The sequence below is a fragment of the Devosia sp. FKR38 genome (assembly GCF_005222805.1).
Taxonomy (GTDB): Bacteria; Pseudomonadota; Alphaproteobacteria; order Rhizobiales; family Devosiaceae; genus Devosia.
The window spans coordinates 43,789-67,438 of sequence record NZ_STGC01000005.1 but is presented as its reverse complement, the minus strand read 5'-3'; the positions used below and the strand labels follow the sequence as shown (position 1 = coordinate 67,438).

Annotated in this window: 23 protein-coding genes and 1 riboswitch; of the genes, 6 read left to right on the top strand and 17 right to left on the bottom strand. The window is 64.5% G+C overall.

Annotation, left to right across the window (positions count from 1 at the left end):
• Positions 1–168: 168 nt before the first annotated feature.
• From E8M79_RS05440 to E8M79_RS18335, 7 genes are all read right to left on the bottom strand, one after another.
• The gene (locus E8M79_RS05440; RefSeq protein ID WP_137150943.1) at positions 169–1,182 is read right to left on the bottom strand and encodes a helix-turn-helix domain-containing protein; all 1,014 of its coding nucleotides are present in this window, start codon (positions 1,180–1,182) and stop codon (positions 169–171) included.
• Between the two features lie 82 nt (positions 1,183–1,264).
• On the bottom strand, positions 1,265–5,407 hold the full coding sequence (locus tag E8M79_RS05435) for a fibronectin type III domain-containing protein (protein WP_171015736.1): 4,143 nt from the start codon (positions 5,405–5,407) through the stop codon (positions 1,265–1,267).
• Positions 5,408–6,159: 752 nt separating this feature from the next.
• On the bottom strand, positions 6,160–6,369 hold the full coding sequence (locus E8M79_RS05430; protein ID WP_137150941.1) for a hypothetical protein: 210 nt from the start codon (positions 6,367–6,369) through the stop codon (positions 6,160–6,162).
• 268 nt (positions 6,370–6,637) lie between these two features.
• Positions 6,638–7,402, bottom strand: coding sequence for an ABC transporter ATP-binding protein (locus E8M79_RS05425; protein WP_137150940.1), 765 nt, complete (start codon positions 7,400–7,402; stop codon positions 6,638–6,640).
• Positions 7,399–8,481, bottom strand: a complete 1,083-nt coding sequence (locus tag E8M79_RS05420) for an iron ABC transporter permease (protein WP_205747882.1) — start codon at positions 8,479–8,481, stop codon at positions 7,399–7,401. The genes E8M79_RS05425 and E8M79_RS05420 overlap by 4 nt, the downstream gene beginning before the upstream one ends.
• The gene (locus tag E8M79_RS05415) at positions 8,478–9,425 is read right to left on the bottom strand and encodes an ABC transporter substrate-binding protein (RefSeq protein WP_171015735.1); all 948 of its coding nucleotides are present in this window, start codon (positions 9,423–9,425) and stop codon (positions 8,478–8,480) included. Before E8M79_RS05415 ends, E8M79_RS05420 begins: the two co-directional genes overlap by 4 nt.
• Positions 9,422–10,195 (bottom strand): (2Fe-2S) ferredoxin domain-containing protein, encoded by a 774-nt coding sequence (locus tag E8M79_RS18335; protein ID WP_171015734.1) that lies wholly within the window; start codon positions 10,193–10,195, stop codon positions 9,422–9,424. Before E8M79_RS18335 ends, E8M79_RS05415 begins: the two co-directional genes overlap by 4 nt.
• Positions 10,196–10,294: 99 nt before the next feature.
• Positions 10,295–10,503: riboswitch (cobalamin riboswitch) on the bottom strand.
• A 444-nt stretch (positions 10,504–10,947) separates the two neighbouring features.
• On the opposite strand from E8M79_RS18335, the gene E8M79_RS05410 reads away from it, so the two are divergent.
• The gene (locus E8M79_RS05410; protein WP_137150938.1) at positions 10,948–11,160 is read left to right on the top strand and encodes a hypothetical protein; all 213 of its coding nucleotides are present in this window, start codon (positions 10,948–10,950) and stop codon (positions 11,158–11,160) included.
• A 230-nt stretch (positions 11,161–11,390) separates the two neighbouring features.
• Here E8M79_RS05410 and E8M79_RS05405 read toward each other — a convergent pair whose 3' ends face one another.
• From E8M79_RS05405 to E8M79_RS05395, 4 genes are all read right to left on the bottom strand, one after another.
• On the bottom strand, positions 11,391–11,666 hold the full coding sequence (locus tag E8M79_RS05405; RefSeq protein ID WP_248304909.1) for a hypothetical protein: 276 nt from the start codon (positions 11,664–11,666) through the stop codon (positions 11,391–11,393).
• A 70-nt stretch (positions 11,667–11,736) separates the two neighbouring features.
• Positions 11,737–12,177, bottom strand: a complete 441-nt coding sequence (locus E8M79_RS05400; RefSeq protein ID WP_171015733.1) for a periplasmic heavy metal sensor — start codon at positions 12,175–12,177, stop codon at positions 11,737–11,739.
• 2 nt (positions 12,178–12,179) lie between these two features.
• Complete coding sequence (locus E8M79_RS18330; protein WP_171015732.1) at positions 12,180–12,599, bottom strand: hypothetical protein; 420 nt, start codon at positions 12,597–12,599, stop codon at positions 12,180–12,182.
• Entirely contained in the window at positions 12,596–13,162 is a 567-nt protein-coding gene (locus tag E8M79_RS05395; protein ID WP_137150935.1) for an RNA polymerase sigma factor, read from the bottom strand. The genes E8M79_RS18330 and E8M79_RS05395 overlap by 4 nt, the downstream gene beginning before the upstream one ends.
• A 104-nt stretch (positions 13,163–13,266) precedes the next feature.
• Between E8M79_RS05395 and E8M79_RS05390 the strand changes: the two genes are divergently transcribed.
• From E8M79_RS05390 to E8M79_RS05380, 3 genes are read left to right on the top strand one after another with little or no spacing between them, the layout of a single operon-like run.
• Positions 13,267–14,508 (top strand): efflux RND transporter periplasmic adaptor subunit, encoded by a 1,242-nt coding sequence (locus tag E8M79_RS05390; RefSeq protein WP_171015731.1) that lies wholly within the window; start codon positions 13,267–13,269, stop codon positions 14,506–14,508.
• On the top strand, positions 14,505–15,641 hold the full coding sequence (locus E8M79_RS05385; protein WP_137150933.1) for an FtsX-like permease family protein: 1,137 nt from the start codon (positions 14,505–14,507) through the stop codon (positions 15,639–15,641). Before E8M79_RS05390 ends, E8M79_RS05385 begins: the two co-directional genes overlap by 4 nt.
• Positions 15,638–16,321, top strand: coding sequence for an ABC transporter ATP-binding protein (locus tag E8M79_RS05380; RefSeq protein ID WP_137150932.1), 684 nt, complete (start codon positions 15,638–15,640; stop codon positions 16,319–16,321). The genes E8M79_RS05385 and E8M79_RS05380 overlap by 4 nt, the downstream gene beginning before the upstream one ends.
• 26 nt (positions 16,322–16,347) lie before the next feature.
• On the opposite strand, the gene E8M79_RS05375 is transcribed toward E8M79_RS05380, so the two are convergent.
• Positions 16,348–17,112 (bottom strand): outer membrane protein, encoded by a 765-nt coding sequence (locus tag E8M79_RS05375; RefSeq protein WP_171015730.1) that lies wholly within the window; start codon positions 17,110–17,112, stop codon positions 16,348–16,350.
• Between the two features lie 157 nt (positions 17,113–17,269).
• On the opposite strand from E8M79_RS05375, the gene E8M79_RS05370 reads away from it, so the two are divergent.
• A complete protein-coding gene (locus tag E8M79_RS05370) occupies positions 17,270–17,524 on the top strand; it encodes a hypothetical protein (protein WP_137150930.1) in 255 nt (84 codons plus the stop codon).
• A gap of 357 nt (positions 17,525–17,881) precedes the next feature.
• On the opposite strand, the gene E8M79_RS05365 is transcribed toward E8M79_RS05370, so the two are convergent.
• From E8M79_RS05365 to E8M79_RS05350, 4 genes are all read right to left on the bottom strand, one after another.
• Entirely contained in the window at positions 17,882–18,388 is a 507-nt protein-coding gene (locus E8M79_RS05365) for a DoxX family protein (RefSeq protein WP_137150929.1), read from the bottom strand.
• A gap of 14 nt (positions 18,389–18,402) precedes the next feature.
• A complete protein-coding gene (locus E8M79_RS05360) occupies positions 18,403–19,161 on the bottom strand; it encodes a DNA-binding domain-containing protein (protein WP_137150928.1) in 759 nt (252 codons plus the stop codon).
• Positions 19,158–20,027: a DUF692 domain-containing protein gene (locus tag E8M79_RS05355; protein WP_137150927.1), complete on the bottom strand. Its 870-nt coding sequence runs from the start codon at positions 20,025–20,027 to the stop codon at positions 19,158–19,160. Before E8M79_RS05355 ends, E8M79_RS05360 begins: the two co-directional genes overlap by 4 nt.
• Positions 20,028–20,099: 72 nt before the next feature.
• On the bottom strand, positions 20,100–20,393 hold the full coding sequence (locus E8M79_RS05350) for a DUF2282 domain-containing protein (RefSeq protein ID WP_137150926.1): 294 nt from the start codon (positions 20,391–20,393) through the stop codon (positions 20,100–20,102).
• A 270-nt stretch (positions 20,394–20,663) separates the two neighbouring features.
• Between E8M79_RS05350 and E8M79_RS05345 the strand changes: the two genes are divergently transcribed.
• Entirely contained in the window at positions 20,664–22,268 is a 1,605-nt protein-coding gene (locus tag E8M79_RS05345; RefSeq protein WP_137150925.1) for an EAL domain-containing protein, read from the top strand.
• Positions 22,269–22,558: 290 nt separating this feature from the next.
• Here E8M79_RS05345 and ugpC read toward each other — a convergent pair whose 3' ends face one another.
• Positions 22,559–23,635, bottom strand: a complete 1,077-nt coding sequence (gene ugpC / locus E8M79_RS05340; protein WP_137150924.1) for a sn-glycerol-3-phosphate ABC transporter ATP-binding protein UgpC — start codon at positions 23,633–23,635, stop codon at positions 22,559–22,561.
• Positions 23,636–23,650 lie beyond the last annotated feature (15 nt).

The following is a 23,650-nucleotide window of genomic DNA, read 5'->3' as shown; positions in this document are numbered from 1 at the left end:
CAACTCGTTTGCGGCTGTGCCTGCGGCTCACTGGCGGCAAGAGCGAACTGACCGTTTCTTGCGTGCAATCGAACAACGCCATAGCTCTGCAACAACTCGTCATCGCGCAGACCCTTCAGGGGCCGGTTTGTCGCACTGGGTTCGGCGTGCTGGCCTGCGTTCAGCGCGTTACCGCATCTGGTTGATCCAGGACCACCATTGATCGCCGTTCTGCCGCCCAAGAGGCACGGTGTCGCGCTGGCCTGCAGCGGCGCGAACTTCGCGGGCAGTCATGCCCATCTTGCGGCTGAAGGCGCGGCTGAAGCTCTTGGGGTGCAGGAACCCCATCGATTCCGCGATCTCGGCGATGCTCAGCCGATGCAGATCGGGGTCGATCAGCGCCTCGTAGCAGCGTTGCAGCCGCCGGTCCTGAACATAGGTGGCAAAGCCCCCAAAGGGCTCGAAGAGATAATAGAGCTTGCGCTCGGACATGCCGAACAACTGGGCCACGGCGCTGGCCGACAGTGCGGGATTGGCCAGGTGGTGTTCGATATGGCGGCGGATACTGCCCATGATCGCCGATGCGACCGGCGCGGCGCCAGCCTCATCGACCACCCCGTTGAGCGCAGCGGCCGCCAGAGCAATGGTGGGGCTCAGGACCGATACCGCGTCGTCCTCGCGCATTTCGGGCGCCGTTGAGATCAGGGCCAGCATATGGCTGCGCAACAGCTTGACCAGCGGGTCCTGCCCGGGGAGCACACGCATGTGGTGCGACTGCGGCTGGCTCAGCAGCGGCGCAATGATCCTGCGCGGGAGGACGATGTTGAGGTTGGAGAAAGCCGTTGTGCCGGATGCCAGCGGCTGGGCGAGGTCCGTGACCCAAAGATCGCCCGGACGGGTCACCTCGTCCGAACTGCCATCGCGCCGACCGCAGCTGCCCTCAAGATAGAACTGCAGCATGATGTGGTCGAGATTGTCGCGCTCGATCTTGCGGCGCGAACGGTCGAACCATTGCGCGGGTGCACTGCAGCGCCCGAGCGCTAGATCGCCGAGCAGGAAACCGTCGACCTCAGCCCGAAACGACGGGTCGACGCCAGCATTGAGCCGCGTGTCGAACATCACGCCGATGCTCTCCTGCCAGGCAGAGACAGCGTCGGCATCGGGCAGTCCAAGTGTATCCAGCGTCGAATGCGGCAGGCCCAAGATCAAACTCTCCCCTGCACCTCGGGTGGCTAAATCAATGCCGTGCCTTGATAATACGAAGGTCGGGGGCTTGCAATCTCTGCTAGAAACCCAAGCCCAGCCTCACCTGAGCAGAGACGGAGGTCATGCCGTTGTTGGCGGTGTAGAGTTTGCTGGACAGGCCAATTGTCCAGTTGCCACCGCCCCTCAGATCCACACCGCCGCCAAACGTGACGGATTGAGTGACCTTGCCGGCCGACAGCGCCGTGCCCAGGTCAATCTCGACAAAGGGCTGGATGGTCAGGCCCGTGTCGGTCAACAGCCGATAGCGCAGCGTGGCCCCGGCATTGGCGCGCAATTGTTCGAGCAACATGGGCTGGATGGTGACCTGGGTGCCGCCAGCATTGGTGGCCACATAGCCCTGGGGATCTTCGCGCAGGTAGAAAAGCGCGACCTTGGGCAGCAGGGTCAGATCATCGGTGAGCGCAACGCTGCCGCTGAGTCCGGCCCTGGCCAGCCAGCGGGTGCTGCCAAACGTGCCGGCGAAAAAGCCGTCGGTAAGCGTGTTCCAGCTTTGCCCATAGATCAGGCCGGCATCGAGATAGAGGTTTTCCGACAGTTCGGCGGACAGATAGGGCCCGGCCGCAAGGCCATTGCCCTTGCTGCGCGCGCTCCCCATCTGGTCGTCCATCCAGTCGGCATGAACAGAAACGCCCAGCAGCAGGTTCTTGGCGGCCAGCATGTCGGCGCCCAGCGAGAGCGCGGCGGCACTGCCCCAGCGCTCGCCGGCATTGCCGGTCCGCACGTGGATGGTGTTGCTGCCATCAATCCAGAACCGCAGGCCGCCATCATCGACCGGTGTGTTGGCGAGGCTCTCGGCGGCACCCACTGCCGCGTTCTGCGTGCTGGCGGCATAGGCCAGGGTGAGCGAATTGCCCGCAGTGGGCGACAGCGACACCGTGCCGGGCTGGCTCGCGGTGAGCGCGCTCATGCGATCCTGCAGGTTTGGCACGGAGATGCCCGAAACCCATAGATTGGACCGCGTGGTGAGGAACTGGTCGCGCATCTGGGTGAGTTCTGCGGTGACCTTGGCCACGTCAGCGGACAGGGAATAGGTGACGGTGAACAGCGTAGATGTGCCGAGAGCACTGGTCAGCGTGTAGCGGACGATGGCGTCGCCGGTGTATTTTGGATTGGGCGTGAACTGCAGCACGGAGGGCGCGGCGATGATCGCGGCCGTGCCGGAAAAATCTGGCTCGACAGAGACAATCTGGGCGCTGGAGAAGGGGCCGCCCGTTGCCCCGGCAGCGAGGTCAAGGCGCGGTGGGGTGCTTCCGCTCGGTACGGCAATGCTGCGCGCCGGCGCGGCGATCTCGCGCGGTGTGACGAGAATGGAAAAGCTGGCGCTGGTCCCCCCGCCACCGGTTTGGTCGGTGACAGCGACCTCAAAACTCTGCGTTCCGAGCGCCGAGGGGAGCGGCGTGCCGCTGATCAGGCCCGTGGTCGCGCTGAGCGTGAGACCGTCGGGCAAGCGCCCCGAGCGCAGCGACCAGACGAGCGCCCCCGACTGCCCGCTCGCGGTCAGTTGCACGCTATAGGCATTGCCGATCATCGCCGTCGCCAGGGCCCCGCCGGTCGGCCCCAGCGTGAGTTGGGTTGCCGACACCTGGAACGTCTGGTTGACCGTGACTGCCGGCAGGTTGGCGGCGTCGCCGGGCTGCGCGGCGTCGATCACGCAAGAGCCGGCGGCCAGCAGGGTGACCGCCCCGCCCACGGTGGTGGTGCACACAGCCGGCGAGCGGGATGTAAAACTGATGGGCAGGCCGGCATTGCTATTGGCCGTCAGAGTCAGCGGCGCGCCAATGATCTGCGGGCCGGGATTGGTGAAGTTGATCACCTGGCTGGCCTGCGGGGTGACTGCAGCGCTGGCCAGCGAGGCCCGCCCGGTGCCCACCCCATTGATGGCGGTGACGGTGACGCTATAGGCGACGCCATTGCTGAGGCCCGCCAAGATGATGGGGCTGGTCGCGTTGGACGCCGTGGCCCCGCCAGGCTGGGCTGTCACCGTATAGCGCGAGACCGGGCTGCCGCCAGTAAAGGCGGGTGCGACAAAGCTCACTTCAACCTGGCGATCGCCGGCCCGAACGCTCACCTGGGTCGGCGCGTCCGCCACGACGGCCTGCGCCTGAAAGCTGACCGAGACTTGCGGCGCGGGCAGGAATGCCCGGTCGCCAGGCTGGTCGGCCGTGATGGTGCAGAGGCCCGGGCTGACCAGGCTGACAACGCCCGATGCATTGACCGTGCAGATCGCTGGCGTGGTGGTGGCAAAGGCCAGGGCCAGGCGGGAGCTGGCGCTGGCGACCAGCGTGACGGCCGGGCCGAAGGGAACCCCGCCGGGATCGGACAGGCTTATGGTCTGCGGGCTCTTGGGCGTGATCGTGCCGCTGGGATCGGACGCCGCGCCGGTGCCGACGCGGTTGGCCGCGGTGACCACAAAGCTGTAGTCGGTGCCATCGGTCAGCCCCAACACGGTAATGGGGCTGGTGGTTCCGGTTGCGCGGGCGCCACCCGGACTGGCCGTGACGGTATAGCTGTCGATGTCGACGCCGCCGGTAAAGGCGGGTGCGGTGAAGCTGACTGTGGCCTGGCCTTGTGTGGCGACGGCAGTCACCTGAGTTGGCGCCCCTGGCAGCGTGGCGAGCACGGTGAAGTCGCGATTGACCTGCGCGGCGGGCTCAACGCTCTGGTCACCGGCCTGCTGTCCGGCGATGCTACAGGTCCCCGCCCGTAGCAGTGTGACGACGCCGGTCGGCGCAATCGTACAGATGGTTGGGCTGAGCGTGCTGAGCGCCACTGTCATGCCCGAACTGGCAGTGGCGGTGATGGTGACACTATCGGAGACACGCACCGTCCCGGGGTCGGACAGGGTGATGGTTTGCGTCGCCTTGGGCGTCATCTCGCCGCTTTGATTGGACGGGCCGCTGGTCCCGGCGGCATTGGAGGCGGTCACGCTGAACCGGTAGGCGATGCCATTGGTCAAGCCGGACACGGTGATCGGGCTCGATGCGCCATCCATAATGGCGCCGCCCGGCGTAGCGGTGACGCGATAGGCGCCAAGCGCGACGCCGCCGGTGAAGCTGGGGGCTGTGAACGCGACGGTGGCAGAGCCATTGCCGGGCGTGACGCCCGTCAGCACCGGCGCCTGCGGCACCACCGCCGTGATCACAAGGGTCTGTGTCACACGGGGCGCAGGCGCGGTCGTGCTGTCGCCGGCTTGGTCCGCGTGGATGACACAGTCGCCGGCCAGAACCGGAGTGACGACCCCGCGGGTATCGACCTGGCAGATCGCGGGCGTGCTGGTCGAGAAACTGACATCGAGGCCAGAACTGGCATTGGCTGTCACAGTGCTAGTGGTGCCAAAGGCGATGGCGGCCGGCGGCGCAAAGGTAATCGATTGCTGTGTCTTGATCAGCACGGAGCCGCTCGCGACTGAGGCCGCACTGCTGCCGATAACGTTTCGCGCTGTCACCGCAAAAGTATAGCTGGTGCCGGTATCGAGGCCTGCGATGCTCAGCGGGCTGGCGGTGCCGGTCACGGAGCGGTTTCCGGGCGTGGCGACCACAGTGTAGTCCAGGATCGCTGCGCCATTGCTGGACGGGGTGCTGAAGGCGACCTCGGCTGTGGTGCCTGTCGCGGTGGCACTGCTGATGGTCGGTGCGTTTGGCACCAGGGCGAAGGAGACCTTGGTCGCGGCTGACGAAACACTGTAGCCCTGCGATGACTGCGCGACCACATCAACCGTGCCAACGGCCTGTGCCGGCAGGAGCACCTCGAGCTGCTCGGGGCTCCACAAGCGGATATAGGGGGAGCCGTCGAAGGTGCCAAACTTCACGCCGGTCGTATCGGACAGGTTCTTGCCGCGGATGACCAGCAATTCGGGAGCGGCAGCGTTCGTGGTCGACGGGGTAATGGACGTGATCTGGGGCTCTCGCCCTTCGCAAGACACCTTGGCGTAAATGCTGGTGTCGGGATTGGAGAACATGGTGATCTCAACCTCAGCGCCATTGTACTGCGCGGAGCGCACGCCACTGACCTCCTGGACCTGGCTCGTGCTGGCGTCGAGTATGACCGTGTTCCCCCCAGGGGTCTGGAGCTGGAACGTATTGCCGCCAGCTACGGGCGCAACCTGCGAGCGGACGAAATAGGTCACGATCTCACCTTGGTTGAGTTGGTACTTATAGTCCATGAGCTCGACCAACCGAGTGGGCAGCGTGACGCCAGGGCCCCAAGCCTGATTGATCGCAGCACAGCCATTCGACATCGCCCAGGCCGCCGGCATGCCCACCATCATGCTCGCAAGCACGAGCAGCGTGGCTGTCAGAGCCCGACGGAATGCGCAAAAAAACGACGCCACACTGGCCCCCCATGTGGGCAGGCGTGCTCAGGCGTCAGCGCATCGGGCAGAAGAGTTGTCACCGACAGATGCAGCCGGGACAAAAGCCGCTAGCCTCATGGGATCAGCCGATAGCAGCGGCAACAGGCGAAATCATCTTCTGCGCCAGTCGTTTGCGAAAATGTAGCCGCAGCTGCACGCGAGGTAACGATTCCTGCAAACCTGCAGCAGAGATCCAGCACGCCCCCGAGCGCCCCCCATACCGCGACCGCGGCAGTTCGGCCGAAGAGGGTAGTCCGCAGGAGGAAGAACCGGGCGGGGGAGAGACAGATTGAAGACGTGCTGAGACTGGATGACCTGGGGTAGCGCGCCCGCCATGCTATGCCTTCAGGCCGTCAGTCAATCGGGTCAATTTCATCTGCGTGCGCCTGGTTCCAAAGCCACACCGCACCCCGTCATTACCGCTCTTTCTTGCCTCCCCGCCCCGACGCCCCGCAGTCGACCTCCGAAAACTGGTTGCTCTCCCGGTTGGAGGCGATCCGCCCGTTGGATGCGAGTGGGACCGCGGGGCCAATCCGCAATGTGCAGATCAAAGTGGGCGGCTCTCATGCCAATGCGATCAATACCAACCAGCCCACAAAGTTCGACCAGAAGACCTGGGTTGTTAGTTTGGGCGTTTCGCCGATCTGGGCGACATCCTGTTTGCTGGTGTCACCGGCAGCTATTCGCGCGCGGACAAAGCCTCGACCACCCTGGCTTTTGCCATGTCCATGGCAGGCCCAGCCAATATGCAGGACTTCGATGGGGGGCGGCATCCGCCCGTTGCTGGGCAGCCCACTACGCCCACAAGGCGTTGGTGTCTTTGAAAGAGGGGCTGATCCGGCCTTGCGAATTGCGGCGCCGGGGCGCGTAGACTGACCTGATTCAATACGACCAGCCGCTGGCGTGTGTCTGCTCTTGTGAGCCGGTCTGGCGCTGCTGAACAGCCGAAATGGGGGCGCGCTGCTGCCCGTCGGTTTGCTACCCCATTTCGGTCATAAGCACTCTATGCTGGAGATGTCCGCTGCTGGCCCAAAGCCGCGATCATCCTGCCAGGTCGAACTCTATCCGGAGGCGCCCAGCACTGTGGGATATTGTTGCCTGCACCCCATAGGCCTGGCGGATGCGCTCCGCAGTCAGCACGTCGGCTGGCGCACCACTCGCCAGCAAACGACCGGCGTGGATCAGCAACAGGCGATCACAGTATCGGGCAGCCAGACTTAGGTCGTGCAGGGCGGCCAGAGTCGTCGTCTTGAGCCGCCGGATCAGTGCGAGCAGTTCGAGCTGATGGCGAATGTCGAGATGATTGGTGGGCTCGTCGAGGACGAGGAAGAGCGCCTGCTGGGCCAGCGCCCGCGCCACCAATACGCGCTGTTTCTCACCGCCCGACAGCGTCAAGAAGGAACGGGTGGCGCAGTGGCTCATTCCGACCTCGGCGAGGCAACGCTCGACGATTGCGTGATCGGCAGGGCTGTCGCCATCGAGCAGGCGCTTGTGCGGCGTGCGTCCCATCTGCACCAGTTCACGTACGCTGAAGTCGAACTCACCCATGCGCTCCTGCGCCACCACGGCAGTGCGCCGGGCCGCGTCACGCGCAGAGAGTTTCCAGACATCGTCGCCAAGATGCACCACGCGTCCAGCATCGGGTTTCAGCACCCGGTAGATGGCGCGTAGCAGTGAGGATTTTCCCGACCCATTCGGACCGACGAGCCCGATGAACTCGCCGGGTTGAACATCGAACAGAACCTGATCGACGAGGCGCTTACCCTCGATATCGATGGTGAGGTCTTCAACGGAAAGCTGAGTCATGCGGAGCCTCGCGTCTTTAAGCGCTGGCTGGCCAGCATCCATACGAAGAAGGGGCCGCCCAGCAGCGCGGTGATGACGCCGACCGGCAGCTCGATCGGCGCAAATGCCATGCGGGCGACCACATCGACCCAGACCAGGAAGATCGCCCCGACCAGAACCGAAACCGGCAGCACGCGGCGATGATCGGTGCCGACCAACATGCGCACCACATGGGGGATGACAAGGCCGACAAAGCCGATGGCGCCCGACACCGCTACCATCACGCCGGTGAGCAGCGACAGGACGATGAACAGTGTGACTCGCAAACGTCCAACATCGACCCCGAGCGTCCGCGCCGTCTCGTCACCAGCCAACAGCGCATTGAGGGCGCGGCCGTTGAGCGTGAGCCATAGCGTGCCGACAAGCAAAACGGCGGCGGGCAGGCCAAGGTCGGACCACGCCGCGCCTCCCAAACTGCCGAGCAGCCACTCCATGGCGGTCCGCGCCAACTCGCGGTTCTCGGAGGTGAGCACGATCAGGCTGGTCAGACCTGAGAGGGAGTAGCCACAGGCCATGCCGGCAAGTACCAGGCGCAACGGCGAGAGCTGCCCACCAGCCGTGGCCACCAGGAACACCACCGTGAACGAAGCGACCGCGCCGGCGAAGGCGCCGGCCGAGACCGCGTAGATGCCCAGAAAGCCGAGCGCCCCGGTGCCCAGCACCAGCACCGCACCGACAGAGGCGCCCGACGAGATGCCCAGCACATAAGGGTCGGCCAACGGATTGCGGACCACCGCCTGCATGGCAACGCCGACGGCGGCCAGCCCGCCGCCCACCACCGCCGCCAGCAGCACGCGCGGAGAGCGTAGCAGCACAACAATGTTCTCCTGTGCCGGCGTCCAGTCGCCGCTGGTGCCGGTGAGCTTTGCCAATGCGATCTGCCAGACAGTCAGCATCGACAGGTCGACCGGGCCAATGGTTACCGCCAGTGTCAGCGACAGGATCAGTATGGCCCCCAGAAGCGAGGCGACAATCAGCAGCGGCAGGTGGCGCAGCTGCTCCCGCCAGGTGGCGGGAGCGTTGGGGGCGAAAGTGGTCACTGGAACAGCTCCGGGTAGAACCCGGCTGCCAAGGTGCGGACTGCGGCAGGGTTGCGCACGCCCTCGAAAGCCGAGGGCAGCGGCAGGACGACGAAACGATCGTTCTGGATCGCCGGCATGCTGGCCAGTGCCGGATTGCCCTTGAGCAGCGCGATCTTGGCGTCCGCGCTGGTCTGGCCGTAATCGTTGATGACGATGACTTCGGGCGCGCGCGCCACGGCCTCTTCCCAGCTCACATTCGACCAGGTCTCGTCGATGTCGGCAAAGACATTTTCTCCGCCGGCCAGTTCGATCAGGTGCGTCTGCAACGCCTTGCCGGTGGTGTAGATCGCGTCCTCGCCGCTGTCATAGACCAGCACCTTGACCTTGGGCTTACCGGCCGCTGCCACCTTGTCGGTGACTTCGGCGATCTCGCTCTTGAGCCTGTCGATCAGTGCGCTCGCAGCGGGCTGGATATCGAAGATGAGGCCAAGATTGCCGATGTCCTCGTAGACATCGGCCATGGTCGCGCCCTTGATCAGCGTGCCCTTGACCACATAGGCGTTGATGCCGAGTTCCTTGAGCTTTTCAACCGGCGCCACAGCGGTGTCGCGGAAGGCGCTCAGGCGACCGAACGCAAAGTCGGGACTGGTCCCCAGCACCACTTCGAGCGCGGGCGAGCCGGTGCCGTCCGAAAGGATCGGGATCTGGTCATAGTCGGCCTTGAGCTCAGGCAGGATCGGGTGGTTGAGATAGGCCGTCCCTACCATCTTGGGGGCCAGGCCAAGCGCCAGCGCCAATTCGGTGACGTGGCCGTTCAGGGTTACGGCGCGCTCGGGCGCCTTCTCGAAGACCAGCGTTGTGTCGCCGTTCTGGATCGTGAGCGGGTAGGTTGTCGACTGCGCAATCGCCAGCGCGGGCAGCGCGGCAAACACTGCCGCGACCAAGAGGGATTTGAGCTTCATTGGTTTTCTCCTTTTGAGGACATGACATCGCTCCGGGTGGCTCCGAGAGGCGCGACGCGATGAACGATGAGTTCGGGGATGGGCTTGCCCCGACCGATGACGGTTTCGACAAAGCGGGCGACGGCCTCGCGGTCGAGCAGCCGGTACCACTCGCCGCGCGGATAGGCGGCGAGCAGCGGGCCCTGGTTGCACGGATAGAGGCAGCCAGACGTGGCCACGAGGCATTCGCCGCCGAGGCCGGAGCGGGCCAGTTCTTCATTGAGGGCGAGCTTGAGGTTCGGCGCCCCGCGGAAGTGGCAGCGTGGGCCGGTGCAGACGATCAGGTGGTGACGGAACGGCGGCGGCTGGTTCCAACCCGGCTTGCCCAGGCTGGGTTTCTGCTCTGCTGTGATGGGTGCGGCGGCCTCGGCCGTCACCGCCGCGCGGACAATGTCGCGGATCGTGTGGTCGGCAATGGCCTGATCGGGCCCCAGCAGCAGCGTCACATCCGGCCGCTGCCGATCCTGCTGCCAGTGCGCCAAAACGCCCGGCAGCCAGGCCGCAAGGCTCTGCGAAAACGGCAGCCCGAGCGGCTGCACCAGGATAGTCCGGTGGCCCTCGGCCACCAATTGGTCGAGCGCATCGCCCAGGTGCGGGCCGGTGCCTTCAAGGCGCACCAGCCTGGCCGCAACCGGCGACGCTTCAGCCACCAAGGCGGCCAGTTCGCGCTGCCGCGCTGCACTCAGATGCTGCTGGCTAATGCAGACGATAACGGCGTCAGGTCGAACCATCTGACCTTCTCCCAACAGGAGAAGGCCCATATGTCGCCTGTGCCACGGAATCCGTGTCAGGTCTCAATCGCGCCCCCTGCCGGGACACCTCGCCCGGCTACATGGTTTTGCGCTCCTGGCAGGTCTCCTGGCTCGCGGCTCAATCGTTTCTGGCAGCCTTCCCAACCCTTTCGGATCAGTGGCGATGTGCCGGTCACTTGCCGCTTACAGTTGCGAGGGCAGCCACGGTTTTGGCCCCTGATGGGTAATCCGCACCGTGTTCCCTTTTAATCCGCGCATCTGGCGGAACCGAAAGCGTGGCAAAACTCCGCGATTCGACCGCAGAAATCAAGTTGCTGGGAGAGCGCTTCTGGCCCCAGGCTGCGGTCACTGGCTCGCGACAGGAAAGACCGCTTTCTAGCCCCATCTGGTCGTGCCCGGGGCCCGGCGGCGATGTCCGCTTTCAGGAAAATGCACTGAACGGCCTAGCTGGGGCGCGTTGCTGCCCGGCGGTTTCCGACCCCAGTTCGGCCAGTTGCGTGGCCCATCGCAATGCCCCACAGCCGTCATGGGTTCACTTCGCTTTGAGTCTGGGCTCAACACCCGGATGGGCGGCCACTGCGCGAGCCGAGGGCAACCGGGCTGTTCCGCTGGCACGGCATATGGCGAATAGTGCAACGACCTCGGATTGCGCTCTCGGCATGCCCTGTTCCACATGGCACAGGCTTGTCCGGCGCAAAGCACTACTATCCCCTGGCCGCGCTGATGCCGGAATGATCACTGCGGCGGGTTCAGCCACCCCACAACGCGTTGGTGATGCACAGCAGGTCGGCGCGGACGTCACCGATATGAACGCCCAGTTCGCCGCCGATGCAGCTGGACTCGTGCTCGAACACCGCCGCCAACAGCGCCGCTTTGAGCTGAAGCGTCGCAACAGGGTGGTCTCGTTGACGCCCGCGGTGGTCGCGACGCGCTTCGTGGTCTAGGCGCTAAACCCAGTTTGTTCGGCCACCGCCAGCACAGCCTTGAGAATGCGTTCTTCCGTCTCGTCTAAAGTCATTTTCCGAAAGGCATGTCAGTACTTGCATGCACGTCACGGCGGCCGGACGTCTGCAGTTGGGTCGATCTCGGGTCGGCGGGTTCTGTCATACCAGGGTCGTTGCCCGGCAACGACCCTGGAAACCGCCACGCAATACTTGGAGTGAGCGGAGTCTGGTCAGCCCGCCGTGGCCGATGCGTCAAACGCCGCCTGGCAGAGCGGCGAGAGTTGCTCATAGTGGTCGGCGAAGCACTGCTTAACGCGGCCGCCACCGGGCATGGTGCCTGGGCACAGGCGACGGAAATCCTGCATGCAGGCCTCCTTCTGCTCGGGACTGGGCGGCTGCGTCTGCGACTGCGACTGCTGCGCCAGCGCAGCCGGCGCGCTGGCGAGCAATGCAAATAAGGCGAAGCCATAGGCGCGACACGCACCTGTGAAGAAACGCTTGTTCATGGGCACAGTCATCCACAACTCCTCGGGATTGAATTCCCCGATGATACGGCCGTGAGGACACTTTCCTTCGTCACTGCTGAGCGAGAAATCGTTCGACCAGCCGGCGGCGGGTTTCCAGCGGCAGGGTGGCAGCAGTTTGGGCAAACGCCTGGGTCAGTTGGTCCCCGATGGCAGCACGTTCCTTGCGGGCAGCAGTGATCGTTTCAGTCAGAGCATCGACATCGACCGTTTCCGTCCCCAGTACCAACGCCACGTCAACGAGCACCTGTCGATAGCGAGCACGGTGGTCGGCTATGACCCCCTCCATCGCGGTCAGCCGGGCACGCAGCTCGTCCGCGGCAGGGGCTGGCAGCATCGCGGCCACACGCTCGGCCAGTTCAGCCGGTACCGGCTCGATCAGACGGATGACAGCGGGTGTCCGACTGCTCAGCGTTAGCCCGAGGCCAATGGCAAAGGCGTTACCCACCAGTGACAGCATGAGCACGATGGCCAGGATGCGAATGCGCGACATGGTCAGCCTCCCAGGCCTTGCAACAATGCCGAGTCGCTGTAAGACATAGCGGCGGCGAAGAGCTGGCCGACGGCGACAAGTTCGGGCTGCGGTTGCGGCGTGATAGCGACGCCCACCACAACACCCAGCACTCCGGCGGTGATAAAGCCGGTCACCGGCGCCAGCCACTGCTGCCATGTGATGCGCCATGCCGGCCGTGCTGCAATACGTCCTGTCACACCCCCTATTGCTCTGCCGACACGTGCTGGATCAACCTGGCCGGGGCCGCTCAGCAGGAGATCAAGCCCCGCGGCCTCCGCCAACATTTGTTGCGCCCAGGGCTCGCCGGCTACCGTCAGGGCCGCCTGGTGCCGCTGTTCGGGCCAGCGATGCAGCTGCGCTCCATAGGCCGCGACATTGGCTTCAAACTCTTCCCTGGTCATTTATCTTCTCCATTTTTGCGCGCCTGTTCAGCGACGAACTGTCGGCAGGCGGCGCGGCCGCGCGACAGCAGCGATTCAAAGCTCTTTTCCGAAACGTCCAGCACCGCCGCCCCCTCCCGCCCGCTCAGGCCTTCATAGTAGAACAGCGCGATCGCCGCGCGCTGTCGCTCCGGCAATGTCGCCAGCGCCGCCGCCGCCAGCTGATCGCGCTCGTTCCGCAGCAGCCTATCCTCGCCCGATTCCTCTGCCGAGGCGACGTGCTGGGCATATTCGAGCGGCGCATGCTGGCGGCGGCGGCGCCGGTCCAGGGCGAGATTGACCACGATCTGGTACAGCCAGGTGCTAAACCGCGCGCGGCCGGGGTCGAAGCGGCGAGCATGGTGCCACACCCGCACGAAAGCCTCCTGGCCGATCTCGTCACCATGGCTGGTGTTGCCGGACATCCGATCCGCCAGCCGGATGGCGCGTGCCATGTGCCGATCCATCAGCAGGCGCAGGGCGCGCTGACTGCCGCCTGCCACCTCGGCGACAAGCGCCTCATCGCTCGTGCTGACGTCGTCCATGACGAGCCCCGCTGTCCTTCTCCTCCCCTGTACGCCGGGATGGCCGCTTTCCTTCGAAGGAAAATGGCAGTCGCAACGTATCTCAGCGAACAGGAATGCAGACAGTGACCAATATCACCAAACTGGACGACCATGAGCGCTTCCTCAATCCGCCTGCACCTGGCCCGCGCCGCGATATTCAGCCGCCCCAGCCCAATGCCAGGCCGCGACGCCGTGGCATCGGGCTTGCTCTGGCGACGCTGGCTATTGCCGCTGGCGCCGCAGGTCTCTGGTGGTGGGCCATGGAGCGGCCTTTGGTGGTACAGGCGGTTCCGGTGGCCGCGGCGCCATTCTCGAGCATTGTCACCGCGCCGGGCTACCTGGTCTCCCGCCAACAGGCCGAGATCGGGCCGGAAATGTCTGGGCGCATCACCGGCATCAGCGTCGAGGTTGGCCAGTCGGTCCAGCCGGGCGAGCTCATCGCTGAGCTGGACGACACCAGTGCCCGTGCCGCTATCCAGTCGGCGCATGCCCGCCAGACCAGCGCCGCTGCACGGCTGGTCCTGGCGGAGAACACCTTCAAGGCGGCCCAGGACAGTATGAGCCGGGCCAGCGTCACCTTCGCACGTCGCCGGGCACTGCATGAGGCCGGCACTATCAGCGACAGCGATCTGGCCATGGCACAGGATGCGCTGGCCGGGGCCGAAGCAAATTTCTCGTCGGCGCAAAGCGGTCTTGTCACGGCCGAGGCCGACATAACGGTAGCCGTCGCCGGCGTCAGCGACGCCGAGGCCGCCTATGGGCGCACCCAGCTCACTGCCCCCTTTGCCGGCGTGGTGACGGCGGTCCATGTCAGCGTCGGGGATGTGCTGGCGGCCGGCACGCCAGTGATAAGCCTGGCCGATCCCGGCCAACTGGCAATTGAGGTGCGGCTCGACGAGCAGGCCCTGGCTAGTCTGCAAATAGGCCAGCCGGCTTCGGTGACCTTCCGCGCCGCTGCCGGGCACATCGAGCAGGCCCGCGTCGCCTCCATCGAGCGCCGCCTCGTTCCGGACACGCGGCAGGCCAAGGCCCTTCTGACCCTGCAATCGATTCCCTCCGCCTGGGCCATCGGTCAGCGGGCCGACGTGACCATCAAGACCGGAAGCAGCATAGCGATCGCCGTCCCAACCAGCATGGTGCAATGGGATGGCGAGGATGCCTTCGTCTTTGTTTCCACCGCGGACCGCGCCGAGCGCCGGGCCATCCGCCTGGGCGAGGTCGGCGGTGACGCCGTTGCTGTCACGGCAGGCCTGGAGCCGGGCGACGTCGTGATCGACGGAGACGGCCTGCGGCGCTGGCGCCGCGTCGAGGTCAGCGGCCCATGATGCTGGCGATCAAGGATATCCTGCACTCAGGCATCAAGTTCCTGCTGACGGGGCTGGGCATCGGCCTGCTGACCGCCGGGACCCTGACTATCAACGGCATCTATAACGGCGTTGTCGCCGACTCGCTGAACCTGGTCGACCGGGTCGAAGCAGACCTCTGGGTCTTCGAGGAGGGCACCGAAGGGCCGCTGGTCGATGCCTCCCAGGTCGGCGCCGAAACCGTCGAAATGGTGCGCGCCGTAGAGGGCGTGGCCGATGCGCGCCGCTTCGACCTGCTGTCCCAGCAGCTCACCGTCGATGGCAAGAGTGTCAATGTGGCCGTGCTGGCCATGGACTATCCCAGCGAGGGGCATTCCTGGTTGCCGCTGATCAAGGGGCGGTCGTTGGCAGCGCTGCGCGGAGAGGCGTTGGTCGACCGCTCCAGCGGCATTCCCTTGGGGAGCAGCATTGAACTGGGCACCGAGACGGTGCAGGTTGTCGGCTGGACACAGGGCCTGGTCGAAACAAATGGCGAGCCGATCATCGTCGTCTCCAGCCAGGATTTCGACGCCATTCGGGCGCAGCCCTCCAGCGGTCGCCAAGCTGCCGGGGTAAGCGACCCCGAACTGCTCTGGCCAACGGCACGCACGATTTCCGCCGTCCTTGTCGACCGCCACCTCTGGGCCAGCCCCGTCGCAACGGCCGAACGGATCCGGAGCCTGGGCGACTTTGAGGCCCTCACATCCGAACAGCACAAGCAGGTCATCATCGACGGCCGCCTGTCGCGCATGCGCTTGCAGATCCTGATCTTTTCCGGCCTGTTGACGGTCATCACCGCTGTGGTGGTTACCCTGACCATCTACACCATGACGCTGGATAAGCAGCACACCATTGCCCTGCTCAAGCTGGTCGGCGCCTCGCCCGGCATGGTTGCCGGCCTCATCGTGTCGCAGGCGGCGCTGCTAGCGGTGCTGGGCATTCTTGCCGGACTGGCGCTGCAGCAACTGCTGGTCCCGCTGTTCCCGCGCCGGGTGCTGCTGCAGCCGCTCGATCTGGTTCTGGTTGGCGGCGCCGTGCTGCTGACCGGGTTGGCCGGCAGCGCCATCGGCATCTGGAAGGCTTCGCGCGTCCGGGCGCAGGAGATCCTCTCATGAGTGCATTTGCTCTGCGCCTCTCCGGTATCGAAAAGACCTTCCGCAGTGGCGACACGCTGGTGCCGGTGCTCAAGGGCGTCGATCTCGACCTTGCCGAGGGAGAGTTCTCGGCGCTGATGGGTCCAAGCGGCTGCGGCAAATCCACTCTGCTGATGATCGCTGGCATGTTGGAGCCACCCAGTACAGGCGCTATAGAACTGGGCGGGCTGCCGCTGTCGCTGGCCGACCTTTCGGCGGCAGAGCTGCGGGCCATCAGGCGGCGCGGCGTCGGCTTCGTGTTCCAAAAGCCGAACCTCATCCCCTTCCTCACCGCCAGCGAGAACATCGAGGTCGTGCTCGAGATCAACGACATGGCGCCGCGCAAGCGGCGGACCCTCTCCCGATCTGTGCTGGCGGAACTGGACTTGGCGCATCGGGCTGATCAACTGCCCAGGCGCCTGTCAGGTGGCGAACAACAGCGCGTCGCCATCGGCCGGGCCCTCGCGACGAGGCCGGCCCTGATCCTGGCGGACGAACCAACCGCGGCGCTGGACAGTGTCCGCGGCCGTCAGGCGCTGGAATTGCTACGGGATGCGGCTCGCAGGAATGGCGCGGCTGCGCTGGTTGTCACGCATGACCAGCGTAGCCTCGACCTGTTCGACCGCGTCATCCAGATGGAGGATGGCCGCATAAAGGGGTGAGGGCCGGCGCGCCGGCCCCACTTGGCCTAGAAGTGGAAGTTGAGACCGACCTTGACGGCGTGCATGTTGGAGCGCACCCGGCTCGAGCCGACCACGCCGGTATCGACGCCGGAGGCATCGAGCAGCGTACCGGTGGCGTCCGCCCGCAATTGCACGAACTGGTATTCGCTCTTGATCGAAATCTGGTCGGTAATCGCATACTCGGCGCCAGCGCCCACTGCATAGCCCCAGGCCAGCTCATCGAGCGTTGCGATCGTGCCGTTGTAGCCCAGGATGCCGGTGGCATCGATGGTGGCATCAAGACCGCCAAAGGCCAGGCCGCCCGTCGCATAGATCAGGGCGTCGCCCATGGCATAGCCTATGCGTGGCCGCACAGTGCCGAACCAGCCTACTTCGGTGGTCGCGTTGGCGGTGACGCCGTCCACCGTTGCCACCCCCGAGCCGCCGTAATCGGTGCCCTGCACATCGGCCTCAAGACCGAACACCAGATTGCCGGACTGGACGTTGTAGCCAGCCTGAACCCCGCCGAGCCAGCCTTCCGCGGTGACGCCGCCAACCGTCAGCGGATCGCGGTCCGGAAAGGCCTGCAGATCCACGGGGTCCTCGTGGCCGAAGCCATAGCCGGCATTGAACCCAGCATAGAAGCCGGACCAGTCCATCCGCGTATCGGCGGCATAGATCTCGGCGGCATTGAACTGGGGAATGGCGGGCATGTTCAGGTCGGCGGCTCGTGCTGCGCCAGGGGCGAGCGCAAGCGTGGCCAGAAGGCTGGAGACAAGGAATTTACGCATCGGAACCTCGTGTCTGGAGCAGCGGTCACCTGCCGCCTGCTCGATGCCGGTTCTACGCAGCCGTCGACGCTTTCCTTCTCCTCTCCGCCGACAAAAAGCCCCGAAGGAAATGGCTGAAGCCCTCCGTATCAGTCTGGCAACCCCAAAGGAGGTCTCCATGCAAAAGGCCGCACTCGTCCCTCTTTTCGCCCTTTCTTGCCTGCTGGTGGTACCGGCCCAGGCCGGTGACGTGGTCGTCGATGTTCACCGCTCCCAGGACCGCGTGATCATTATCGATCCATACCTGCCGCCGCCTTCGGCGCAGCGCCGCGTCGTTGTCATCGAGGGTAATAGCAATGATTGCTGGCTGCGCACCGTCACCGTGCGGGTCGGTGACAACTACGTCAAACGCCGCGTCTGGTCCTGCGCGTAAGGGTGCGGGCCCAACCGGGGCCCGCACCAACCAGCCCGTGGTACGCCGGAGGTTATCGAGCTGGGCCGATGCCCGCTGTTGGCCCCTGTCAACGCAAAGCTGTCGGCCCGAGTTCAGCCCCGAAACCCGCAGGGATCGTTTCCCATCCGATGTCTGCCTTTCTTAGCTCACCGCCAAGAATGGACAGGCCGGATACGGCCCCCTTCTTGCCGTTGCCCGGGTCCTGCTGAATGACTGAAATGGGCCCCGAGCGGCCTGGCCGATTTTGGCGAGGGGAAGAGCAAAGCAGACTTGGGTGCGTCCTCGGCGCCCTGGCTCAAGAGATTTCGGAACCGAACTGCTCCGCCCAAGGATCACTCATGGTGCGATTTCGTTTCGGCCTGACGGCGCTTGGGCCTGTCGCAGCCTAGATGCAAAGAGGGCATCGACCGAAAGTAGTCCACCCCCGCTGGCCATCAGGGCGAGGGCCATGGCGGCCCAGGGCAGGTGGAAGTTGATCAGGCCATCAGGGATGGTGAGCTGGATCACCAGCGTCATCAGCACAATGCCCAGAGCCGCAAAGCGCGTGCCCAGCCCCAGGACCAGCAGCACCGGCAGGATGACCTCGCCCAGCCCGGCCAGAACGGCGGCGGTGAGCGGAAAGGGATAGGCAATGGCCTGACCGAAAACATGCAGCTTGAACTCCTGCTCGAACAGGTAGCGCGCGCCGCTCGACAGCTTGAGGAACCCCTCCCATTTGGTCATGCCCGACCGCCAGAAGGGGATGGCCAGCGCAAAGCGCAGCGCCAGCAGGCCCAGGGAAGCGGGGATGGCGGCAATCAGCCGATCGCCGAGTTGATAGAGGCGTCCGATAGTGTGCAGCATGATCGTCCCGCGTCCTAAGGCAAAACTGCCTGGGAAAAAGCGCCCAGCGAACAGAGCCCCGCTATCGCGCGTCCAAAATCAAATCCGGAATGGTGTGCCAGCGTGCGCTCCACGGCCTCGCCGATGGGCAAGCCCTGCAACAGGTCCTGCGCGAAGGCGGCGTCCGCAACCGGGATAGCCGTCACCTTGACATCCAGGGTGGGGCGCGTGATCAGCACCGCCTCAGCGCCCGGGCGCACAGGGACGCCCGGCGCCTGATGGGCAGACCAGATCGAGCCAATCGGATGGGCAGAGCGGAGCAGACCGGTGGCCGGGTGGCGCGTCAGGGTGAGGTCTGGCAAGACCTCGGGGTCGAAAGCGGCGATCTCGGCCAGGGCAAGCGGGCTGTCATCGGCTGCATGGTAGGCGACGCTCCAGGCCTCTTCGAGCGCGGCCATGTCCCCGAGATAGGGCACGGACTGCGCCGGCGCAAAACCGCCAATGAAGTCGCAGAAATCGGCGCCATACAGCATCATGATCGGGGAGAAAGGCTTGTGGTCAGCAACATAGAGGCGCGCCATGGCGGTGAAGAACGCCTCTCCTACCAATTGGCGACACACCGGATATTTGGCGGCCAGCACGCCAACCAGTCCGACATGGACATTGTTGCGATAGACCGCAAAGCGCTTGGCGTCGCTGTCGCCGCGATGGGAGATGATGCCGGGGGGCACCGCTTTTGCGGGATCGACGAGGGCAGCAACAAAATCGGACTGGCCGACGGGCGGATTGGTCATGCCACGCGCTCCCGCCGGTCGCCGGGCGCTCTGGCTTCGGCAATGGCCAGGTCGACAATGCGGGCCTCATCGGCCAGCACGGCGAAGGCGGGGACATTGTTGTCCCATTCGACCAGCGTGGGCACCGGACCTGTTCGGCCCAGCGCGTGCCGAAACAGTGCAAAGACATCCGGACTGACCCGCGACCCATGCGCGTCGATCAGCAGTCGTTCGCCCGCGGCGTCCGTGGTCTCGTCATAGCCGGCCAGATGGATTTCCCCCACCGCCTGGACCGGGAACCGGTCGATATAGGTGTAGGGGTCGAGGCCATGATTGACCGAGGACACCATGACATTGTTAACGTCCAGCAACAGCCCGCAGCCGGTTCTCTGCGCAATAGCGGCAAGAAAGTCGATCTCGTCGATCGTGCTTTCGGCAAACAGGACATAGGTGGACGGATTTTCCAGCAGCATGGACCGTCCCAGCGCCTGCTGGACGGTGTCGACATGGGCGACGACCCGGTCCAGCGTCGCCTCGGTATAGGGCAGCGGCAGCAGGTCGTTCAGGCTCGTCTCTCCATGCGAAGACCAGGCCAGATGTTCGGAGAAGGATTGCGGCTGGTAGCGGTCAATCAGCCCCCGCAGCCGGTGGAGATGGTCGCCATTGAGCGCGCCCTCGCCGCCGATGGACAGGCCAACGCCATGCAGTGACAGTGGATAGCGTTCGACAATGGCGGCAAGATAGCGATGTGGCGGCCCACCGGCGCCCATGTAGTTCTCGGCGTGGACCTCAAAAAAGCCGATGTCGGGTTTGCCGTCGAGAATGTCGGCATAGTGCTGCGGCTTGAGTCCAAGACCGGCGCGGCAAGGCAAACGCTGGGCGTCCATAGGCGTTCTCCCTTTGGCACAGGACCGGAGACCCGAGGGCACGGATCTCCGGCGCTGTGGACGTGATGAGGATCAGGCCTTGGGCAGGTCGCGATCGAGGGCTTCCAGCGAACCGGTGCGGCCGCCATCAAACGACATGGTCAGGCAGGTACCGGCCGGAACGGCCTTCCAGGCATTGCCCTGATAGTCGATCACCGACGTGCCGGCACAGGTGGTGCCGGGGCCGGCGGCGCAGTCATTCTGCCCGGCAAGGGCGACGCCATAGCATTTTTCGGTGGCGTCCTGGGCGGTGGCGCCCTGAACAGACAGGCCAGCGACGGCGGTGAGCAGCGAGGCAGCAAGAGCGAGCGAGGTGCAACGATTCATGAGAGTTCTCCCTTGTAGAGGCGGAACCAGCATGGCTCCGTACCCCTCAGTTCGTGGTGACGAGCGCTATCGTTACATTGCACTCTGTTCACAGGATAGTGAACAGGCAGGCGTCGTCCCGTCAGTGCCGAGTGCCCCCCCCCCCGAGTCCAGCATGCATATCCATCATGGGGCACTCGCTTCCAACCACTGCCCGCTCGGCAGCCGTGCCACTTAACGGATTGAAAGTGGTCATGGACTATAAATTGCCCCTTAAATGTGGGGGTCGTCGTGGCAGTCACGGTAGCGGATAGAGGTCATCGTGCTGTTCTGAGCACGCTCATCGTTGCGACGTCGGCATTGGGGTTTTCCTGGGCAGGTTGGGCCGGGCTGGAAAACTTGCAGACCCAGCGCAATTTGTCCCAACTCGACGAGCTTAGCGGGCAATTGCTGCAACGTGCAGAACTCGCAGTGGACTATGCGGTCATCACCCTGGGTGACTATGCGGCCCCCAGCAACGACTTGTGCAATGCCGATGCACTCCGGGCCTTGCGGCAGGCGACATTTGCCCGCGGCGCGATCAAGGAGATCGCCGTGCTGGCCGCGGACGGACAGCTGCTTTGCTCCACCACGCCCGGTCATTTCGACACGCAGTCGTCGAGCGCACAGGTGGCAGAGTTTGAATCGCGAAACCCCTCCATAGTCCTACAGCCGAGCCACGCCGAAGGTAGCGGCCTCTTCCGCGTTCTCTGGCGTGTCGGCGACAGTCATTCGATTGCGGCAACGCTCAACATAGACATGCTGATGTTTGACACTTTCCCGGCTCCGCTACGGGATGAGGCGCTTGCCGAAATTCGCGTTGGACCCGCTGATGTGATAGCCCGTTTTGGCGATGTCGCGAGCACTGGTCCTGTGGAAACCACGCGAGTGTTTGCGTCAGCATCGGGTCGTTACCCTGTGAATGTGGCGCTGGCGGTAAGTGACAGAAGCTTTCGCAATTGGAACCCTTGGCCACAGGTCCCGGTGCTTGCCATTGGTGCCATGGCCGGCGCCCTTATTGGTCTGCTCGCTGCGCAGAGCCTCATGCGTCCGCCAGGGCCTGTGGATGCATTGCGGCTAGCCATACGCCGGGGAGAACTCGTTCCCTACTATCAGCCGATTTTTGAACTGGCGACGTCTCAAATCATCGGTTGTGAGGTGCTGGTGCGCTGGTTGAAGAGAGATGGAGAGGTGGTATTTCCCGACCGATTCATTTCAACCGCAGAAGCGAGCGGTCTCATTGCACCGATGACCGAGCGGCTTGTCGAACGGGCATTGATCGAGATGAAGCCAATGCTTGCCGACAGGCCGGAATTCAAGATTGCTTTCAACATCGATCCTGCCCACTTCGTGACGCCAGGCTTCCTCGACACGCTTGATCATATTGTAGCCAATGCGGGTTCATCTGCAGGTCATGTTGTACTCGAACTGACGGAGCGCAACGCCTATCCCGACATGAAACTGGCGGTCGCTGTGAGTGATGAGGCTCGCAAGCGTGGATATCGCGTGTCGCTGGACGACACCGGCGCCGGCCACAACGGCTTGGGACACATTCAGGACCTCAACCCGGACATCATCAAGATCGACAAGAAGTTTGTTGATGTGTTCGGCGTGGTCGCGACGGCAGATGCGATAGTCGAGGTGCTGGTCAGTCTCGGAAATCGAATTGGAGCGGTGCTGGTCGCCGAAGGCATCGAAACCGAGGGGCAAAGGGCGGCACTGGCGGACGCTGGCGTCGCACAGGGCCAGGGTTATCTGGTGTCCAAACCGGTTCCTGTTGCTGCCTTCCTGACCATGCTGCAGGAGCGCGAGGTCAGTGCGCTTCCACCAGCACATCGCTACGCGGAAGTGGCCTAAGGCGACCAACTCTAGGGCTCGTCAAGGCTTCCCGCCATAGAACTGCATTCCCTCACTCAACCGTTGAGCAACCTGCAATCAAATCCTAGTGGCGTAGGAAATCGGGCTCGCGACTTCCATCGCCAACCGGCCAAGATGGCGCCGGTATCCGACGGTCGGCAGCGTGCCAACTCGGAGGTGGTTGCAGATGCATCACAGTATCAAAAACCAGATACCGTGACGGTGGTCGGTGTCATCGCTGGATGGGCGCCTCGGACAACAGGATATGTCTGACCCATAACCCAGGTGCGTCAGCTCCGGGCTGGAATTCGGTTGCCAGAATCGCAGTCAAAGACGTGCGCGCGTGCGGTGTCGGGACGAACGCGGAATCGGGCGCCGGCGGCAATAGCGGGGCGGTCGCGGAACACGCCCGTCAGGGTCTGCCCGCCAACGCGCATCTGCACATGGGTCTCCGCGCCGGTGGGCTCGACGAGGATGGCTTCGGCCTCAACGCCCGCCGTATCGAGCAGGACATGTTCGGGGCGGATGCCGAGCTGGATCTTCGCCCCTGCCAGCACTGTGGCATTGGCCGGCAGCGGCCAGGTGGTGCCATGGGGCGTGTCGAGCACCAGGCCCTGGTCAGTGGATCTGACGACGCCGTCGATCAGGTTCATCGAGGGCGAGCCGATGAAGCCGGCGACAAAGCTGTTGGCGGGGTGGTCGTAGATGTCGAGCGGGGTGCCCACCTGTTCGATGCGTCCAGCCCGCATCACCACGATGCGGTCGGCCATGGTCATGGCCTCCATCTGATCATGCGTCACATAGATCATGGTGGCGCCCAGGCGCTGGTGCAGCGCCTTGATCTCGCCGCGCATCTGCACGCGCAATTTGGCATCGAGATTGCTGAGCGGTTCATCGAACAGGAACACCGCCGGATTGCGCACAATGGCGCGGCCCATGGCGACGCGCTGGCGCTGGCCGCCCGACAATTGGCGCGGAAAGCGATCGAGCAGTTGCGACAGATCGAGGATGTCGGCCGCCCGGTTGACCTCGCGCTCGATGTCCTCGCGGCTGCGCCGCGCCAGCTTGAGGGCAAAGGCCATGTTGTCGCGCACGGTCATATGCGGATAGAGCGCATAGGACTGGAACACCATGGCGATATCGCGCTCCTTGGGCTCGAGTTCGTTGACCACCCGCCCGCCGATCTCGATTTCCCCATCGGTTATGCTCTCAAGCCCGGCGATCATGCGCAGCAGGGTGGACTTGCCGCAGCCCGATGGCCCGACCAGGACCATGAACTCGCCGTCACGGGCATCGACGGAGACGCCATGGAGCACCTCAAGGGGGCCATAGGCTTTGACGGCGCTGCGAATGCTGATGTTGGCCATGGCGATGGCTCCCTA